Raw genomic sequence first — 19,506 nt, forward strand, 5'->3', positions numbered from 1 at the left:
AATTAGTAAATATTAGAAAGGGAATTGTAAATATGACAGAAAAAGCAAAATCTTTTTTTGAGTGGTTATTTGTAATAGGAATTGCCATTGTGTTGGCATTATTGCTTAGAAATTTTGTAATTAGTACAACTCATGTTGAAGGAAATAGCATGAATCCTACAATTGAGAATGGAGATCGAATTTTCGTCAACAGAATGGGGATTTTTAAGAACAAATTAAAACGAGGTAACATTATAGAACTTCACGCACCGGATAAATCTGGTCGTGATTACATCAAAAGAATTGTAGCATTACCGGGAGATACTGTTGAATTAAAAAACAATAAAGTATATGTTAATAATGAACAATTGAATGAAAATTATACAAGTAGTCAAACGACTCTTGTTTCAGGAAATGAAACAAAATGGGAATTAGGAGAAGATGAGTATTTTGTATTGGGGGATAACAGACTCCCTCGAGAATCAAATGATAGCAGAATATTCGGACCGATAAAGAAAAAGGCGATAGTTGGTAGAGCTTTTTTGAGATATTTTCCATTTAATAAATTCGGTGTATTATAAGAAAAACTAATCTTGGATTTTCCAAGATTAGTTTTTTTAATGGGTATTAGTTTGAATTTTGCTGAATTGTACCACTTCTGTACGCTTCAATTAAACTTTCCAAATCTTCGATAAGTTCTAGGATTTCTTCTCCTTCGTCTGTATCTTTTATAAGCATTCTTTTTGGAAATTCTTCTGTTATTGTAACTTCTGGAGTGTATGCGCCGTGAACTGATTCCATCACTTTGAAATTCTTGTGTTTTGCTATTGCTAGGTGATGCGAGTTAAATGTCAACGTATAGCCAGCAATACCTGTTTTCTTTTGGTAAGCTTCTGAAATTCCACCATCTATTACATAAGTTTTGCCATTAGCTGATACTGGTTTTTCTCCATTGATGCTTTTAACAGGAACGTGTCCATTAATTATGTGAGAAGTTTCAGGATTCATATTGAATTCTTCAAATATTTTGTCGGCATATTTTTCCATCTTACTTAAATTAAAATAAGGATTACTTACTTCTTTTCTAACATCTTTGTCAGTAATGAAGAAGTTTTCAAATGTTGATATTTTACTTTTTCCAAACATAGGAGATTTTGGGCCACACCACATATACCAGAAAAAGTCCAATGCTGTTTGTCTGTCTGGGTCATTATCATCCATGTTTTTCGCTGAATTTATAATTCCTTCGAAGAAATCCAAAAGAGATTTGCCACTGTAGGTATTGGATTGATATGTGAATTCTTCGAAACTTCCATCCTTATTCATAGGGATACATCCATGGAAAAGCAAATTGCTGTTTGCGATTTTGTACACTGAACCATATGAGAACAAAAAGTCCATGTGCTCTTTTAATCTGTGACTTGTTCTGAATGATTTTGAAATGCATTCGATAACTTCTTGTTCACTTGGTGTTAATTCGAGAGGATTTTCAGAATCAATTGTTGGGAATTTAATATCCAAGAGTGCATGAGGCTTGCCATTTGCATCCTTGTAAATTCCATTTTTAAAATCAATTCGTTCAAGATATAATCTGTCTAATTGTTCAAATTCTGGATTTCTCTTAAAAAGTTGGTTTTCTAATTTGAATTGAATTATAGAAATAGCCTTGTGCATTCTTGCTGCGTGAAGCAAATCAGTTTCTGAGTGTTTATTATCATCTAAGATTCTAACTTTGAATCTTTCACATGGATCATCGTAATATGATTCATCTGCCAATGTCGACAATAATCTCAAATTAATTCCGTAACCATCTTCCAAAGATTGGAAATTATTGTAACTTATTGCATTTCTAACTACGTTACACGCATTCACATAACTACCAAGAAAAGCTCCAATCCATGTAACATCGTGGTTACCATATTGAATATCCACATCTTTTTTAGCAATAAGAGTATCCATAATAATGTCCGGCCTTTTTCCTCTGTCAAAAATATCACCGACAATGTGCAGCCAGTCAATGTTCAAATCTTGAATTAATTCGCACAAAGTTATTATAAAATCTTCGCTAACTTCTATTTTTATGATGCTATCTAAAAGTTGATTAAAATATTCTTTCTTGTTCAAAGATTCGTATTGAATGTTGAGCATTTCATCTATCAAATCTCTGTAGTAAAAAGGAGTTTGATTTCGAACTTTTTGTCTGGAATATTTACTGGCAACTCTTTTTGCTATTCTTATCAGATAAAAAATAGTATCTCTAATCCATGTTTCTGTATATTCATCGTTTTCCTTTGTAATATTGATAATTGTTTTAGGATCGTAAATTAGATTGGCCAACTGATTTTTTCTTGATTCAGATAATTTGTCTTTGAATTCAAGGTCAATTTTAATTCTGGTATTACCAGAAGCACTTTTAATGATTCTATTGAAACTATCGTATTGTCCATGTAAATCAGATAAGAAGTACTCTGTGCCTTTTGGCAAAACTGACAGAGAAGTCAAACTGATTATTTTGTTGGCTGCTTGTTCAATCGTAGGAAATTCTTTTGCAAGTAATTTCAAGTATTTTAAATTGTTCAATTTTCTACCTCCATAATACTATTATATATGAACTTTGAAAAAAAGAAATAGTTTGCCTATTGAAAAATGATTACAAATTTGATATAATTTTAAGCGTAAAGATTTGTTAAATAACAAACAAATATTTTTTTACTTATTAATCCTACAATATTAGTAGGAAATAAAAAAAGGAGGAAACATAATGAGTAAAATAGTTTTAATTGGAGCTAACCATGCAGGTACAGCTTGTGCGAACACAATATTGGATAATTACAAAGATGAAGAATTAGTAATTTTTGATCAAAACTCCAATATTTCTTTCTTAGGTTGTGGAATGGCATTGTGGATTGGAAAACAAATTAAAGGTCCAGAAAAATTATTTTATTGTAGCAAAGAAGTTTTCGAACAAAAAGGTGCTACAGTTCACATGGAAACAAAAGTAGACAACATTGACTACGACAAAAAAATTGTTTATGCAAAGGACAAAGACGGAAAAGAAATTCAAGAATCTTACGACAAATTGGTGTTAGCTACAGGATCTCAACCAATTTTACCAGACATCGAAGGAATGGATTTGGAAAATGTTCAAAAAGTTAAAATTTTTCAAGATGCACAATCAGTCATAGAAAAGATAAATCACGAAGAAATTAAAAAAGTTGTAGTAGTAGGAGCTGGCTACATAGGAACAGAACTTGCAGAAGCTTTCAAGAGATTAGGAAAAGAATCTACATTAATTGAACATGGTGATACAGTGTTAAGAGGCTATTATGATGATAAATTCTGTAAAAAAATGGAAGATAACCTAAGAGATCACGGTGTAAATTTAGTATTTAATGAAGAAGTTGTAAAATTAGAAGGAACTGATGGAAAAGTAAATAAGGTTATAACTGATAAAGGTGAATATGATTGTGACATGGTAATAATGTCAATTGGTTTCAAACCAAACAGTTCACTTGCAAAAGATCATTTGAAATTAAACGATAAAAAAGCAATAATCACTGACAAACATCAACAAACTTCTGATGAAAATGTATTTGCAGTTGGAGATTCAACAGTTATTTTCAACAACGCAACAGAAAAATTTGAATACGTTGCATTAGCTACAAACGCTGTAAGAAGTGGTATAGTAGCTGGTCACAATGTTTGTGGAACAAAATTAGAATCAAATGGTGTTCAAGGTTCAAACGGAATTAAGATTTACGATTTGTGCATGGTATCAACAGGTTTGACAGTTAGAAATGCTGAAAAATTGGGAATGGAAGTTGAATACACTGATTTCACAGATTTACAAAAGCCACCATTTATGGAAGAAAACAACAAAGAAGTTACTATCAGAATTGTTTACGACAAAAATTCACGCGAAATAAAAGGTTGCCAAATAATGAGTGAATATGATATTTCAATGATGATTCACATGTTCAGCTTGGCAATTCAAGAACACGTTACAATCGACAAACTAGCCCTAACTGATATATTCTTCTTGCCACATTACAACCAACCATACAACTATGTAACTATGGCAGCTATTCAAGCGTTATAATCAAAAAAATTAGCGACTACTTTAACTAGTAGCCGCTTTTTTATTTAGCCAAGAGCAACATCCAAAATCATCATTATAATAAATCCAATTACAATTCCGTAAGTTGCTTGGCGTTCATATCCGTTGCTGTGAGTTTCAGGAATAATTTCGTCGCTAATGACAAAAAGCATTGCGCCTCCGGCAAAAGCCAAAATAAATCCTAAAATAGGTGAGAACCAAGTTACAAGTCCGTAACCCAAAAATGCACCGATTGGTTCTACTAATCCTGTAAATAATGCAATTAAGAATGCTTTTTTGACTGTGTAATTTTCTCTAACCAAAGACAAAGCTACAGCCAAACCTTCAGGCATATTTTGTAGACCAATTCCTATTGCGATTGGAAGCCCGTTTGCCACTGAATCTCCACCAAAGCCAACTCCAGTTGCCATACCTTCTGGGAAATTGTGAATTGTAATCGCAATTACAAACAACCATATTTTTTTCAAAGAATCTGAAGGATTTCCTTCAACTCTTTTGTCTAATAAATGCTCATGCGGAGAGTATTTATCGATTATATCCAAAAACACAGCTCCCGCTAAAATTCCTAGTGAAGAGATTATAACTCCTCTAAAGCCTCCACCGTTTTCTTCAATACTAGGTAAAATTAACGAAAAACAAGTTGCAGAAAGCATGACGCCTGCAGCTGCCCCTAAAAATACATCTAACTTACCTTGACTTACATTTCTTGTGAAAAAAACAGGGATTGCTCCTACTCCGGTTAGAAGACCAGGAACTATTAACCCTAACATTGTCAATAAAAATGGGTCAATATTTTTCATCATTAAATCCCCCTTCAAAAATTTTAAAAATAAAATTTCTAATACTATTTTACTATGAATTCAAGAAATATCAAATATGATATAATATTAAAAGATTTAGGATATTTTTGAATGAAAAATTTCAAAAAATTACTCGTAGTTTGAAAAATGAAACGAGGTATTTATGCAAGCTATTTACAGAAAATATAGACCAGATACTTTTGATAAAGTTTACGGTCAAAAACATATAACTGATATTTTAAAAAATCAAATCGAAACGAAAAATATTTCTCACGCGTATATTTTTTCTGGTTCAAGAGGAACAGGTAAAACTAGTTGTGCGAAAATCTTTGCAAGAGCTATCAACTGTTTGAATTTACAAGATGGAAATCCTTGCAATAAATGTGAGAATTGTATGAGTTCTTTGGAAGAATCCACATTAGATATCGTAGAAATGGATGCTGCTAGTAACAGAAGAATTGACGATATTAGAGAACTGCGAGATAAAGTAATTTATCCACCTACAAAATTAAAGTACAAAGTTTATATTATAGACGAAGCACACATGATTACTAATGAAGGATTTAACGCTTTACTTAAAATCATGGAAGAGCCACCAAAACATTTGGTGTTCATATTAGCTACGACAGAAATCGATAAAATTCCTCAAACAATTTTATCAAGATGTCAACGCTATGAGTTCAAGATGATTAATGCTAAGGATATTTCAGACAATATCAAATATATTCTGAACGATTTGAACAGAAAAATGGACGATGATGCGATTGAACTTATTGCAAACAAAGCTGATGGTGCAATGAGAGATGCATTATCTATTTTAGATCAAGTCTTAAGCATTGAAAAAGAAAATATTACAAAACAAGATATAAATGATATACTTGGTATTGTCGACAATACAGGAATTTTCAAGCTTGTAAATAGCATCATAAAAAAAGATGCAACAGAAGTTTTGGATAATTTGTATACAATATCACACAACAAGCCTGTAGAAAATGTTATGGATGAATTGTTAAATCATTTTAGAAACTTGTTGCTATCAAAAAATGGCCTTGACAACATCAGACAGAACAACACTCAATACAATGATGAGTATAATGCGCAATCTGAATTGATTACGAATAGGCAAATAGTCGAAAGTATGTCGATTATAATAGAGCATCAGAAAAAACTTAAACAGGCAGACAATCAAAAAGCTCTTCTTGAAATTTTGGTAATGCGCCTAATAGATTACATTGATTACGATGATTTGATTGCAAGAGTGAATACTTTGGAAGATAAGCTCAAAAATATTGAACAAAATGGGATAAAAATCAATTCTTCACAAAAATTAGTCGAATTTGATGAAAAAATCGATAAAAACATAGAAATTTCACAAAAATCTTCAGAAAAAGCAGAAAAATCAGATGAATTATCCAATAAAAATGATATAATAAAGACTGATGAAAAAATCGACGACACGGATGAAGACGAAATTGTCGAAAATGAGGATTCATTTGTAAAATTAAGAGAAGTTTTAAGAGACTTCGACAAAATTCCAAAAGAATTAGCTAATGATATTAAAGCTAGTTTGGATAATGATAAGTTGATTTTGAAAACTAACCAGTTGTATATGTACACTTTGCTTCCTCACAAAAAAGTTATCGAACAATTACTAAAACCCCATTATGATTTCAAGGTTTTAGATTTACAAATTGATGATGAAGCAGAGAAAAAAGCAAATGAAAATGTTAAAAAATTACAAAATTTGTTTGGAAATAATTTCCAAATAATCGAAAAATAGGAGGAATTATGGGAAATAAATTTAGAGGCGGAATGCCTGGTATGGGAAACATGGGTAACATGATGAAACAAATGCAAAAAATGCAAAGACAAATGGAAGAAACTCAAAAAAGATTAGAAGAAACTGAAGTTACTGCAACTAGTGGTGGCGGAGCTATTGAAGTTGTAGCAAACGGAAAAAAAGAAATAGTTTCTATTAAAATAGATGAAGATTTGGTAAAAGATGGCGATGTTGAAATGCTTCAAGATATGGTTATGGTAGCTGTTAATGACGCTATCAAAAAAGTATTGGACATGAGTGAGTCTGAACTTGGTAAAATCACTGGAGGAATTAATATTCCAGGATTCTAAATAAGGGGGGATAATTTTGTCACTATACCCTAAAGCAATGGACGAATTGATTAAAAACTTGTCCAATTTGCCAACTATTGGCAGAAAAAGTGCGAAAAGATTAGCTTATAGAATTATAGATATGGATCCTAAGAAAGTCGATGAGCTTGTAGAAAGTATCGTAAATGTGAAGACTAATATTAGACCATGTGCTAATTGTGGAAATCTTACTGATAAAAAATTGTGTGATATTTGTTCCGACCAAAAAAGAGATAACAGTGTCATAACTGTAGTTGAAGATTCAATGAATGTAATATCAATTGAAAAAACTGGCGAATACAATGGGAAATATCACGTCTTAGGAGGATTATTATCTCCAAGAGATAATATTGCTCCGCAGGATTTGAATTTGGAAAATTTGTTTTTGAGATGCAAAAAAGATTATGTAAAGGAAGTTATCCTAGCATTATCACCAACAACTAATGGAGATTTAACAACTAACTTCATAATAGAAGTTCTTAAAAATGAAGAATATAACGTAAAAGTTTCCAGAATTGCGATGGGAGTACCATTGGGAGCTAATTTGGAATATTATGACGAAATGAGCTTGTATAAGGCTATTTTGGATAGAAGAGAAATAAAATAATCATAATCTGCAATTCTTGTAGATTATGATTTCTTACGTTTAAATGTTTGTAATAAAAATGGAATGGAGGAAAATTTAATGGATTCAAATAGAATTAAAGAAGCAATCAAATTTTCGTCTCCAATTATGTTGGGATATATTCCTATAGCGATGGCTTTTGGTTTGTTGTGCAAAGGTCAAAACATTAGCATGTTGGATTCGACTTTGTTTTCTTTTGTTTTCTATTCTGGAGCAGCACAATTCATGGCAGTTGAATTATTGGGTGCTGGAGTAGGTATGTTTTCCATCGTGTTGTCGGTATTTTTATTAAATTTAAGATTGTTCATAATGTCGACTTCTTTGGGGATTCATACACAAAAAATAAATCCGAAAGCACTTCCTGTAATAGGATTTATGTTGACGGATGAAGCATTTTCGGTAATGAGTTTTAATAAAGAAAAGCTCAACACAGAATTTGCGTTGGCCGTAGAATTAGGACCTTATTTGGCTTGGGGAATATTTACGCCGGTTGGATATTTGATAGGACAATTAATGCCAAAATCAGTCCAAACATCATTAGAAGTCGGACTTACTGCGATGTTTATCGCACTTGTAGTACCATCTATTAAGAAAAGTTCTAATGGTTTGGTAGTTAGTTTGATAGGCGTTGTAACTTATGCAATTATTTTTTATTTGAAATTTATACCATCTGGATGGGATATAATCTTAGCAATTTTATTATCATCATACATCGGATTGAAAGTAATTATGAAAAGAGGTCAAAATGTATAATATAATTTTAATTTTATTATGTAGCTTAGTTACAGCTGTTCCTAAGATAATACCTCTTAAATATTTAAAAGGAAAACAACTTTCTAGACAAACCGCCGAATTTTTAAACATAATACCATATACATCATTAAGTATTATGGTTATAAGAGGAATTTTGACAGCTTCAAGTGAAATGTTAATTCCTACAATTGTAGCTTCAATCGTAGCTATTATTATAGCTTATTTGAAAGAAAATGTTGGACTAACAATTATATTAGCAGTTCTAACAGCATTTGTTTGTTTAAAATTTTTCTAAAAAAATACCTTCTGTAGCTTAAATTCAAGCCTCAGAAGGTTTTTTCTTTTATTTAACTTTTCTAATATTACAGTATTGTCTTTTGAATACTGGGAATCCTGAAATTGGATCAAAGATTTCGTTGTCGATTAACATATTAATATTCGCATCTTTCCAATTGTCATCTTGGCTGAATGAACCACCGCCGACATTTATTTCCAAATCGTGACGATTTGACATATTATTAGTAACTGCTTGGAGGATTACACTTGATCTATCGTTGTAGACTTCAACTAAATCCATATTTTCAATTCCCAATTCTTTCGCATCATCTTCATTCATTATAACTTGCGGATATTCTTGGTGTTTCAATAATCCATTGATATTTAAGTGTTGTGTTCTAAATGTCGTATGAATTCTTGCACCTGTGTTCATAGTAAATGGATATTTGGATAATTTTTCTGATTTTTCGTGCTCATTTTCAAATCCGTCGTCATAAACAGGAATAGGTGAGAATCCATACTTTTCTAAAAGTTTTGAATGAATTTCTATCTTGCCAGTTTCTGTATTAAATGAATCGTATTTTTCATAAGACACTTCAGGTTTTTTGTCAAAATGATATACACCATTTTCTTTCAATTCTTTTAAAATTTCTGGTGTGTGATAAAAAGATTTATCTAATAATTCATCGAAATTTTCTGGATAATATTCACCAAATCCTAATGCATCTGCAATTTTTTTCAAAATAAAAATATTTGGAAGAGAATTGCCCAAAGGTTCGACTAATTTTTCTTTGATTTCGATGTGGTCGGGATATATTGCGTAGCGGTCTTCTTCGTAATAAGTTGTAGCAGGGAGGATGACATCTGCAAAGTATGCATCTTCTGTCATAAATCTGTCACAAGTTACAAAGAAATCCAAGCTTTTTAATACCTTTCTGAAAAGTTGACTGTTTGGATAATTTACAGACATACATGAACCCAAATTAATTAGACCTTTTATTGGATAAGGATCGGATTCTAATATTGCTTGCGGAAGTTTCGTAAATTGTGGTTGACCGATTAATTTATCAAAAAGAGGGAATTCTTTTGAACCGATTTTTTCGATATTTTGTGCGTTGTTTGGTGGGTTTTGTACCCTCTTAATTGGCTTGTTCTTATTAATCAAAAGTCCGCCCTTGACATCTAAGTTTCCCAATAAGCTCCATAAAATATACAATGAACGTATTGTTTGAACTCCGCAGTGTGAATATTCGAGTCCTGTGTATGATTTAAGAGCAACTGTGTTGTCAAAGAGTAAATTTGCCAACTCTTTTATCTTATCAACTTCAAGTCCTGTGATTTCTGATGTTTTTTCCAAATCAAATTGTGTAAAATATTCCTTGAACTCATCGTATCCGTAAGTGTATTTTTCGATAAAATTTTGGTCAAGTTTATCTTTTAAGTAATTTAGTATTCCGAGGATTAGTACCATATCAGTTCCGCTATTGACGATGTATTTGTAATCAGCATATTCGATAATATCTGAATTATAATGGCCAACGGCTATGATTTTCATTCCTTCATTTTTTCTTTTTACCATATTATTGTAGAAAAATGGAGGGGAATCTGTTTTAGGATTGGCACCCCACACACAAAGCATTTCAGTGTTTTGCAAATCGCAAACTAGATTGGGTGCACTTAATCCAAAAACTGTTTGAGGAGCAAATATGCCAAACGATACAAAACATAATGAGCCAACTGATCCGTTGTTCGGACTTCCAATTGGAGACAAGAATCCTCCGTTATCAGCGTTAGGCATTTGAATTGAAATAAAATCGTTCGTAGTTGTGTCAAATGCACCTCTACCAAAATGACTTGCGATTGATTTTGCGCCGTAGTCTTCAATTATTTTAGAACATTTTTCTTTAATAAGTTCCATCGCTTCATCCCATGAAGCTTTTTTGAATTCTAGTGTTCCTTTTTCACCAGTTCGGATCAACGGATCAGTCAATCTGTCTTCTGAGTTTAGGATTTCGTCTGAATACAATCCTCTCAAACAAAGAGCGGAAGGTTTTTCGTCAGATTTTTTGATGGATTTTATCCTTCTAGTGTCCATGTCGCATTCTACATGGCATTGACCTGGACAAATTCCACAAATAGTTTTAATTTTTCCCATTGTATCTCCTATTATTATTAAAAATTTTTTATTTCGAAAATATCATACACGCATTCTTCATACGGATGAATATCTTCGATAATTTGTATACATTTTTTGATATTATTTTCTGTCGTGCGAAATTCTAATTTGATTTCGTCAACTTCGTTGATAATATTTTTTTCGCCAGAAAAATTATTTGCTAAATCATTGGGCATAAAATGACCTTTTACTTTCGATGTAGTATAACAATAATCGTAATTTCCTATGGTTATAATTTTTTCATCACCTAGTTTTTTTATTAACAAATCTATGTAATCTTCTGGTATGTATACATCTATTTTATATGTTATCATAAAAACTCCTTTTGTTCATGTTTATATATTTTTCATTCGGGTATATATATTGTATCAAAGAGTTAGACGAAAAGGAGATTATTATGGATTTAAAATTGTATTACATGGAAACTTGCCCATTCTGCAAGAAAGTTTTAAGATTTATAGAAAAAAAAGGAATTAAGGATGTTGAATTAGTAGACATCAAAGCTGATGAAGCTAATGAAAAATACCTTATCGAAAAAGGTGGACAAGACCAAGTACCTTGTCTTTTTATTGATGGCAAACCAATGTATGAATCAATGGATATTATAAAATTCTTGGATGAAAAATTTCAATAAAATTTCGAACAATAGAAATTTTGCTCTCACATTTGTGAGAGCTTTTTGTTTGTCAAAATCAAAAATTATTACAATTAATCGTCATTTTTAAAAATTCCCATAATTTGTGATAGAATAAATATCGTAATAAAAAAAGTAGCAAATCTTTGGGATAGATTTGCTACTTAAATAACATTGGCAAGTTCATATTAGGAGGATGAACAACCATTTATTCTTATTATTATAATATCATAGAATTAAACTTAATAAGTTACAAATTTATTACGATTTAGGGAATTGAGGGGAATATGAGAGTAGGAATTATTGGAGCAGGAGCTAGTGGGGTTTTTGCGGCATTAATTTTAAAACAAAATTACATAGACACGACTGTTATTGAAAGAAACACCAATGCTTTGAAGAAAATTTATGCAACTGGTAATGGTAGGTGCAATTTTACTAACAGAAATGTATCTTACAAGAATTATCATGGCGAAAATCCAAAATTCACAATAAGTGCTATTAAAAAGTTCGATAATTACGATGTTATAGAATTTTTCAATGATATGGGAATTCCTGAGGTCGAGCTTGAAAATGGCAAGATTTTCCCAAAAAGTTTGCAAGCTTCATCAATAGTAAAGCAAATGATGTGCTTGGCAAATCATTTGGAGGTAGAATTCATCTACGATAGTTTTGTTGATGATGTAAGAAAAGACGGCGATGTTTTTGAAGTAAAATCCAATGATTCGATTTACAAGTTTGATTATTTAGTCGTTGCTTGTGGTTCCAAAGCTTACAAGAAAAGTGGCTCTGACGGAAATGGATACATTCTTATGAAAAAATTTGGACACAATATCGTGAAAACTCATCCAGGAATTGTGCAATTGAGGCTTAATGGAGATGGTTTCAAGAAAATGAGCGGCACCAAATTCAAGGCTAATGCAAAGTTAGTAGTAGACGGAAAAGAAGTTTTTGAATTTTATCACGATGTGTTGTTTACTGATTATGGAATTAGTGGGCCAACTATTTTGCAATTATCAGGAGAATCAATCAGAGCTAAAAACAAGGGATTAGATGTCAAAATAAGAATTGACACTGTAGATTTGGATGAAAATAAATTGTATGAGCATTTAATCTACATAATATCTTTAAATTATTATAAGAAAATAAATGAGTTGTTGGTCGGTTTGATTAACGATAATTTGATTGAAGAAGTTTTGAATCAAGCGAATATCGAATACGATATTAATGTGTGTGAACTTAGTAAGGAAGAAATCTACAAATTAGCACACACTCTTAAAAATTTGGAATTTAGTGTTAGTGGATACAAGGACGAAGATTCTGGTCAGATAACTTGCGGAGGAGTCGACACAGATGAAATCAATCCTTCTACTATGGAATCAAAAAAAATTAAAAATCTGTATATTATTGGTGAAATTATGGATGTCGACGGAGATTGTGGCGGATACAATCTTCAATGGGCTTTTTCGTCTGCATATTCTTGTGCGATGTCTATAATTAAAAAGGAGAACTAAATGAATAAAATGCAAAGAAAACTTGTTGACTTAGATAACCACGGTCAAAAAGTTAGAGTAGGTTTGGTTGGTTGTGGCAAAATGGGATCGGGTCTTGTGAGTCAGTTGAGTAGAATCAAAGGAATGAGACCTTCTGTTATTATAGACAGACACGTCGACAAGTGCGTGAATGCTTTGAGAAAAGCAGGTGTAAAAGATGTGGATATTATCAAAACAACCGATTTGAAGGTTGCAGAAAATGCTGTAACGAACAATTCATTTGTAGTTAGTGATGATTACGCTTTGAGTTACAAATTGGATATGATTGATGGAGTTATTGATGCTACTGGAAATCCACCGTTTGGAACACAACTTGCAGTCGAAAGTATTGAGAATGAAAAGCATACAATTTTATTAAATGTAGAATGTGATGCAGTCGTTGGACCAATATTAAATGAAATGGCAAAGAAAAAAGGCGTTGTGTACACAGGATCTGCAGGAGATGAACCGGGTGCAATAATTCAATTATCTGATTTTGCTCTTGGATTAGGTTTTAAACTATTAGCTGTTGGAAAAGGGAAAAATAATCCGTTAGATAATTACACAAATGAAGATATTCTTAGAGAAGAAGCTTTATCAAAAGGATTAGTTCCAAAAATGTTGACATCATTTGTAGATGGAACTAACACAATGATTGAACTTACAGCTGTTGCAAATGCGTTGGGATTTACTCCGGATGTTTTGGGTTGCCATGGAATTACAACAAATATTCACGATATCGCAGATGAATTTAAATTAAAAGAACAAGGCGGAATTTTAAATAATTACAATATAGTTGATTTTGCATTTGGGGTTGCGCCTGGAGTTTTTGCAATTGTAACTCACGATACTAACGAAGTTCACGATTTGATGGAATATTTGTCAATGGGTAAAGGACCTAACTATACTTTGTACAGACCATATCATTTGACAAGTTTGGAAACTCCTCTTACAATTTACGATGCAATTGTAGAGAAAGAACCGACAATTTATCCAAAATACGGACAAGTTTCCGATACAATTACAGTTGCAAAAAGAGACATCAAAAAAGGTCAAACAATCGAAGGTATTGGTGGACACGATTGCTTTGGTAAAATTACATCTCACAAACACCAAATGGAGAATAATTTGTTACCAATGCCAATCATAACAGAAAAAACAACTGCAAAAGTAGATATAGCAAAAGACACTTTGATTACTTACGACATGGTAAATTTAGATGAAGATCATATAATTACAAAACTTCGTAAGAGACAAGATGAATTGGGATTATAAAATTAAAAAATAAATTTATTATCAGTCGATAAAAAGTTTTTCAGACTTTGAAATATTGGCTGATTTTTATTTTTAAAATCAATTTTTATAAATTTTTGACAATGGATTTTAAAAGTGTTAATATCAATTTGTAATGTAATAAATAAACGTTTTTTGGGGGTTAATATGGATTACAGATTAGAGTCTGATAGTGTTGGTGAAAAGCAAGTTCCAAAAGATGCATATTACGGTGTGCAATCTTTAAGAGGAATGGAAAATTTCCCAATAACAGGAAGAACTTTACATGAAGAATTAATTTATGGATTGACAATAGTTAAAAAAGCTTGTGCTATAGCAAATCACAGAGCAGGAATCATGAGGGAGGATGTCAAAAACGCAATCGTTTACGCATGCGACAAAATTCTTCAAGGAGAATATCACGATCAATTTTTGACTGATCCAATTCAGGGTGGAGCTGGTACAACTGCTAACATGAATGCCAATGAAGTTATTGCAAACATTGCCAATGAAAAACTTGGCGGCGGATTGGGAACTTATGAATATGTTCATCCAAACGATCATGTTAATATGAGTCAATCAACAAACGATGTTTTCCCAACTGCGGGCAAGATTGCAACTTTAAGACTACTAATAAAAGCTTTAAATGAATTAAAGCAATTAGAGATTTCTTTGTTAAATAAATCTGTGGAATTTGATGATGTACTTAAAATGGGACGTACCCAACTTCAAGATGCAGTTCCAATTAGATTGGGACAAGAATTCCACGCGTATTATTCAGTAATCAAAAGAGATATCAAAAGAATTAGAAGGTCATCAGATCAAATTGAATCTATAAATATGGGAGCAACAGCGATTGGTACAGGAGTAAATGTAGACAAAGTTTACTTCACAAATATAGTTCCTATTCTAGCAGAATTAACAGGATTTGATTTGCATCAAGCAGAAGATTTAATAGATGGAACTAATAACCTTGATGGTCTTGTAGAAATATCTTCAGCAGTAAAATCAACAGCCGTAAGTTTGTCAAAAATGGCAAGTGATTTGAGATTAATGAGTTCAGGACCAAAAACAATGGTAGGAGATATTGAGCTCCCAGCAAGACAAAATGGTTCATCAATTATGCCGGGAAAAGTAAATCCTGTAATTCCAGAAGTTGTTAACCAAGTTGTATTCAGGATTATTGGTAACGATAATACAATTACAATGTGTGCAGAACACGGACAATTGGAACTTAACGCATTCGAACCGGTTTTGTTTGATAGTTTATTTGAATCTATATCTATATTGACTAATGCAGTGAAAACTTTCAGAGAAAACTGCATAATTGGTATCAAACCAAACAGACAAAAACTTTCAAACGACGTCGAAAAATCTGTAGGAATAGTTACAGCACTTGTTCCTCATATCGGATACAAAAAATCTGCTGAAATCGCAAAACGTGCATTGAGTACAGGAATTACTGTTAGAAATATCGTATTGGACGAAAAAATCTTAACAGAAGATGAATTAAAGGAAATCCTTGATCCAATAGCAATGACAATGCCAGGAATTGCAGCAGAGTATTTGATTAAACAAAAACAACAAGCTTACATCGAAAAAAAGAAACTAGAAGACAAGGAACAAAAAGCAAAGAAATAAATTTATGTTGACAAAATCTTGTTATCAAGTATTTGATAACAGGATTTTTTATTACTATTTTATTACTAACTAAAAGTTTTACATTATTTTAAATTTGGTAATATGTTATAATTTATCTAGGTGATATGATGAAAAATAATACTAAAAATGCAGACAATGTTATATTAGCGATATCAAATGTTTTGATGGTAGTTTTCGTATCTACTTTGCTTAGAGGCCACAACATAATATCGTTGTTAATTTTACTTGCGTGGGCAGTTTATGCGTCGCAAAATAAAATGATTTTACCAAAAAGTCTTGAAAGAAAAAGAACAAAATTTGAATACGGAAGTTTTATCGTTTTGTTAATAGGTTTTATGTTGATTTATTACCATCCTAATAAGGTATATGTGTTCTTAACATATCTTATATTTGTAATTTACAACACACTTTTGTGGATGAATATGATTAGAATGAGAGCTATTAATAAAGAAAATAATAAGAAATCTAACAAAAAGAAATAAAGAGGTATATAATGAAAATTATGGTTATAGGGCCTGGCAGATGGGGAAGTTTCATCGCTTGGTATTTGAAAAAAATTGGTCATGAAGTTTTGTTGTATGGTTTGAATGGAACTGAAGATTTCGAAAATTTTAAGAAAAGTCGTACGAATGGTATCATAACTTTGCAAGATGATTTAGAATTAACTGATGATATTACAAGAGCAAAAGAATGTGATGTTATTCATGTTAGTATAAATGCACAAGGTTTTAGAAATGTGTGTGAAGAACTTAAGTCTATTGGAATTAAGGATAAAATTATCGTTACTAATATGAAGGGAATTGAGATTTCGACTGGAAAAAGATTATCAGAAGTCTGCAAAGAAATTATGGATGGATCTAACAAAGTTGCAGCTTGGATTGGCCCAGGTCATCCACAAGAATTTTACCGCAATGTTCCAAATTGTATGGTAATTGATTCGGAAGATGAAGATGTGAAAGAATTGTTGATTGAAAATTACAGTTCAGATTTGATTAGGTTTTATTATGGCCAAGATTTGATTGGAAATGAAATAGGCGCAGCTTACAAAAACGTAATTGGAATTGCTGCAGGAATGTTGGATGGAATGAAAATAAGTTCTTTGAAGGGAGCTTTAATGAGCAGAGGTTGTAGAGAAGTCGCAAGGTTTATTAAAGCTTCGGGAGGTAAAGAGCTCAGCGCGTACGGACTTTGTCACTTGGGAGATTATGAGGCTACAGTGTTTTCGCAATATTCTCACAACAGAATGTTCGGTGAAATGTATGCAAAATCAGAAAAATACGACAAATTAGCTGAAGGATACTACACTGTAAAAGCTATTAAATTACAAGCAGATAAAATGAATTTGGATTTACCGATTAACAATGCAGTGTACAAAGTTTTGTACGAAAATTCAAAATGCGAAGAAGAAATCGACAAATTATTCAGTAGAAGTTTGAAAAAAGAATTTTATTAATGAAAAACAAATTAGAAGTGCAAAAAAGCACTTCTTTTTTGATTAAAATGCTTGACAAATGGATTTTAAGTTTATATAATATACAAGTCAAGTAAAAAGGTTGACGGTGATTGAATGGAAAAATTATTAAATATTACCATGATGTTTGATTATTATGGTAAATTGCTTACGAAAAGAGAATACGATGTAATTGACAAATACTACAATGAGGATTTGTCATTAAATGAAATTGCTCAAATTTGTGATATTTCAAAACAAGCTGTAAGTGATAGTTTGAAAAGAGCTGAAAATAAGCTTTATGAATACGAACAAAAACTTGGCTTAATTGAAAAATCAAAAAAGAGTCATCAATTTCTTAGAAAAATCAGAAATGATCTTTTCTCTTTGTCACCAGAAATCAAAAGCAAAGAAATTGAAAATATCATTATAGATATAGAAGATTTCTTAAATGATTTAGAGGATGTGGAAAATGATATTTGAAAATTTGTCCGATAAATTACAAAATGCCTTGTCAAAATTGACCAACAGAGGAAAGCTAACAGAAAAAGATATAGATGTTGCAATGAGAGAAGTTAAACTTGCTTTATTGGAAGCGGACGTTAACTATAAAGTTGTAAAAGACTTTATATCTCAAGTAAAAGAACGTGCTATCGATTCTTCTGTTTTGGAAAGTCTTACTCCAGGTCAACAAGTTATTAAAATAGTTAATGAAGAATTAACTAAAATGATGGGTGAAAAGGAAGAAAAACTTAACGTTTCACCAATGAAACCTACAGTAATTATGCTTTGTGGTTTGCAAGGGGCAGGTAAAACAACTCATGCCGGAAAACTTGCATTGAATTTGAAAAACAAAAATAAAAGCGTCTTACTTGTAGCGTGTGATATTTACAGACCTGCTGCCATTAAACAACTTCAAGTTGTTGGTGGAAAAGTTGGGGTAGAAGTATTTGAAATGGGACAAACAAATCCCGTTGAAATTTCAAAAAAAGCAATCGAAGAAGCTAAGAAAAAAAACATTGATTATGTAATTATAGATACTGCCGGTCGTCTTCATATTGACGATACTTTAATGGATGAGCTGAAAAATATTAAACAAGAAGTGAATCCTTCAGATATTTTGTTAGTTGTAGATGCGATGACTGGACAAGATGCAGTGAATGTTGCAGCTAAGTTTAACGAGGATTTGGATATTACAGGAATTATCCTTACTAAGTTAGACGGTGATGCAAGAGGTGGTGCTGCTTTATCAATCAGACAAGTAGCTGATAAGCCTATTAAATTTATAGGTGTAGGTGAAAAACTTGGAGATTTGGAGCCGTTCCATCCGGATAGAATGGCATCACGTATCTTGGGTATGGGAGATGTTCTTAGCCTTATCGAAAAAGCACAAAATCAATTTGACGAGAAGAAGGCAAAAGAATTAGAAGAAAAGATTAAAGCTCAAAGTTTTGACTTTAATGATTTTCTTGACCAAATGCAGCAAATCAAAAAAATGGGACCTATGCAAGATATTCTTGCAATGATTCCTGGCGTGGATAGTAAGATGCTTAAACAAGTGAATTTCGATAACAAAGAATTTGACAAGATTGAAGCTATTATAAAATCTATGACCAAAGAAGAAAGAGAAAATCCAGATATCATTAGTATATCTAGAAGAAAAAGAATTGCTAAAGGATGCGGTCAAGATCAAGTAGCGGTTAACAAACTTTTGAAACAATTCAAAGAAATGAAAGTTATGATGAAAAATATGGGAGCGCTACAAAAGAAATTTGGTAAAAAAGGTAAAATGAAAATGCCTTTTTTTAGATAATAAGTTATGGAGGTAAATTATGTCAGTAAAAATTAGATTGAAAAGAATGGGAGCAAAGAAGAAACCATTTAATAGAATAGTTGTCGCAGATTCAAGATGTCCTCGTGATGGTAAATTCATCGAAGAAATCGGATATTACAACCCATTAGTTGAAGAAAAAACTGTTAAAGTTGATAGCGAAAAAGTTCAACAATGGATTAAAAATGGTGCAAAACCTACAGATACAGTAGACAGATTATTCAAAAATAATGGAGTTTACGAAGCAAAATAAT

At 31.7% G+C, this 19,506-nt stretch carries 21 protein-coding genes; 17 read left to right on the forward strand and 4 right to left on the reverse strand.

Annotated features, from left to right (window positions below; all coding sequences use genetic code 11):
- The first annotated feature begins 32 nt into the window (after positions 1–32).
- Positions 33–560 (forward strand): signal peptidase I, encoded by a 528-nt coding sequence (gene lepB / locus DES33_RS05595; protein ID WP_002835354.1) that lies wholly within the window; start codon positions 33–35, stop codon positions 558–560.
- 46 nt (positions 561–606) lie between these two features.
- Here lepB and DES33_RS05600 read toward each other — a convergent pair whose 3' ends face one another.
- On the reverse strand, positions 607–2,559 hold the full coding sequence (locus DES33_RS05600; RefSeq protein ID WP_110058345.1) for a fructose-1,6-bisphosphatase: 1,953 nt from the start codon (positions 2,557–2,559) through the stop codon (positions 607–609).
- A gap of 181 nt (positions 2,560–2,740) precedes the next feature.
- Here DES33_RS05600 and nox point away from each other — a divergent pair, with 181 nt between their 5' ends.
- Positions 2,741–4,078 (forward strand): H2O-forming NADH oxidase, encoded by a 1,338-nt coding sequence (gene nox, locus DES33_RS05605; protein ID WP_110058346.1) that lies wholly within the window; start codon positions 2,741–2,743, stop codon positions 4,076–4,078.
- Positions 4,079–4,122: 44 nt separating this feature from the next.
- On the opposite strand, the gene DES33_RS05610 is transcribed toward nox, so the two are convergent.
- Positions 4,123–4,899: a ZIP family metal transporter gene (locus tag DES33_RS05610; protein ID WP_094206949.1), complete on the reverse strand. Its 777-nt coding sequence runs from the start codon at positions 4,897–4,899 to the stop codon at positions 4,123–4,125.
- Between the two features lie 104 nt (positions 4,900–5,003).
- Here DES33_RS05610 and DES33_RS10000 point away from each other — a divergent pair, with 104 nt between their 5' ends.
- The 6 genes from DES33_RS10000 to DES33_RS05635 all read left to right on the forward strand — a co-directional run bounded on the left by DES33_RS10000 (position 5,004) and on the right by DES33_RS05635 (position 8,717).
- Entirely contained in the window at positions 5,004–5,126 is a 123-nt protein-coding gene (locus DES33_RS10000) for a hypothetical protein (protein ID WP_479454351.1), read from the forward strand.
- Positions 5,069–6,676, forward strand: coding sequence for a DNA polymerase III subunit gamma/tau (gene dnaX / locus DES33_RS05615; protein WP_486320522.1), 1,608 nt, complete (start codon positions 5,069–5,071; stop codon positions 6,674–6,676). The genes DES33_RS10000 and dnaX overlap by 58 nt, the downstream gene beginning before the upstream one ends.
- A gap of 8 nt (positions 6,677–6,684) precedes the next feature.
- Positions 6,685–7,026, forward strand: a complete 342-nt coding sequence (locus DES33_RS05620) for a YbaB/EbfC family nucleoid-associated protein (RefSeq protein WP_002838638.1) — start codon at positions 6,685–6,687, stop codon at positions 7,024–7,026.
- 16 nt (positions 7,027–7,042) lie between these two features.
- The gene (gene recR, locus DES33_RS05625; RefSeq protein ID WP_094205457.1) at positions 7,043–7,651 is read left to right on the forward strand and encodes a recombination mediator RecR; all 609 of its coding nucleotides are present in this window, start codon (positions 7,043–7,045) and stop codon (positions 7,649–7,651) included.
- Positions 7,652–7,729: 78 nt separating this feature from the next.
- A complete protein-coding gene (locus DES33_RS05630) occupies positions 7,730–8,422 on the forward strand; it encodes an AzlC family ABC transporter permease (protein WP_110058348.1) in 693 nt (230 codons plus the stop codon).
- Complete coding sequence (locus DES33_RS05635) at positions 8,415–8,717, forward strand: AzlD domain-containing protein (RefSeq protein WP_002838595.1); 303 nt, start codon at positions 8,415–8,417, stop codon at positions 8,715–8,717. Before DES33_RS05630 ends, DES33_RS05635 begins: the two co-directional genes overlap by 8 nt.
- 48 nt (positions 8,718–8,765) lie before the next feature.
- On the opposite strand, the gene DES33_RS05640 is transcribed toward DES33_RS05635, so the two are convergent.
- Both DES33_RS05640 and DES33_RS05645 read right to left on the reverse strand, forming a co-directional pair.
- Positions 8,766–10,853, reverse strand: a complete 2,088-nt coding sequence (locus tag DES33_RS05640) for a molybdopterin-containing oxidoreductase family protein (RefSeq protein ID WP_110058349.1) — start codon at positions 10,851–10,853, stop codon at positions 8,766–8,768.
- A gap of 17 nt (positions 10,854–10,870) precedes the next feature.
- A complete protein-coding gene (locus DES33_RS05645) occupies positions 10,871–11,188 on the reverse strand; it encodes a YqfO family protein (RefSeq protein ID WP_110058350.1) in 318 nt (105 codons plus the stop codon).
- A gap of 83 nt (positions 11,189–11,271) precedes the next feature.
- Between DES33_RS05645 and DES33_RS05650 the strand changes: the two genes are divergently transcribed.
- The 9 genes from DES33_RS05650 (at position 11,272) to rpsP (ending at position 19,505) form a co-directional block, all read left to right on the forward strand.
- Positions 11,272–11,508, forward strand: a complete 237-nt coding sequence (locus DES33_RS05650; protein ID WP_110058351.1) for a glutaredoxin family protein — start codon at positions 11,272–11,274, stop codon at positions 11,506–11,508.
- A 287-nt stretch (positions 11,509–11,795) separates the two neighbouring features.
- Positions 11,796–13,019 (forward strand): BaiN/RdsA family NAD(P)/FAD-dependent oxidoreductase, encoded by a 1,224-nt coding sequence (locus DES33_RS05655; protein ID WP_110058352.1) that lies wholly within the window; start codon positions 11,796–11,798, stop codon positions 13,017–13,019.
- Positions 13,020–14,312, forward strand: coding sequence for an NAD(P)H-dependent oxidoreductase (locus DES33_RS05660; protein ID WP_110058353.1), 1,293 nt, complete (start codon positions 13,020–13,022; stop codon positions 14,310–14,312).
- Positions 14,313–14,477: 165 nt separating this feature from the next.
- Positions 14,478–15,950 carry an aspartate ammonia-lyase gene (locus DES33_RS05665; protein WP_094224525.1) on the forward strand — a complete coding sequence of 491 codons (1,473 nt, stop codon included), beginning with the start codon at positions 14,478–14,480 and terminating at the stop codon, positions 15,948–15,950.
- A 128-nt stretch (positions 15,951–16,078) separates the two neighbouring features.
- Entirely contained in the window at positions 16,079–16,453 is a 375-nt protein-coding gene (locus DES33_RS05670) for a hypothetical protein (protein WP_094224526.1), read from the forward strand.
- Positions 16,454–16,464: 11 nt separating this feature from the next.
- Complete coding sequence (locus DES33_RS05675) at positions 16,465–17,424, forward strand: NAD(P)H-dependent glycerol-3-phosphate dehydrogenase (RefSeq protein WP_094206959.1); 960 nt, start codon at positions 16,465–16,467, stop codon at positions 17,422–17,424.
- A 114-nt stretch (positions 17,425–17,538) separates the two neighbouring features.
- Positions 17,539–17,904, forward strand: a complete 366-nt coding sequence (gene ylxM, locus DES33_RS05680) for a YlxM family DNA-binding protein (protein WP_002835331.1) — start codon at positions 17,539–17,541, stop codon at positions 17,902–17,904.
- On the forward strand, positions 17,894–19,234 hold the full coding sequence (ffh, locus tag DES33_RS05685; RefSeq protein ID WP_094206960.1) for a signal recognition particle protein: 1,341 nt from the start codon (positions 17,894–17,896) through the stop codon (positions 19,232–19,234). Before ylxM ends, ffh begins: the two co-directional genes overlap by 11 nt.
- Before the next feature lie 19 nt (positions 19,235–19,253).
- Positions 19,254–19,505, forward strand: a complete 252-nt coding sequence (gene rpsP, locus DES33_RS05690) for a 30S ribosomal protein S16 (RefSeq protein ID WP_110058354.1) — start codon at positions 19,254–19,256, stop codon at positions 19,503–19,505.
- The last annotated feature ends 1 nt before the right edge of the window (position 19,506 follow it).

The organism is Finegoldia magna (assembly GCF_003182075.1).
GTDB classification, from domain to species: domain Bacteria; phylum Bacillota; class Clostridia; order Tissierellales; family Peptoniphilaceae; genus Finegoldia; species Finegoldia magna.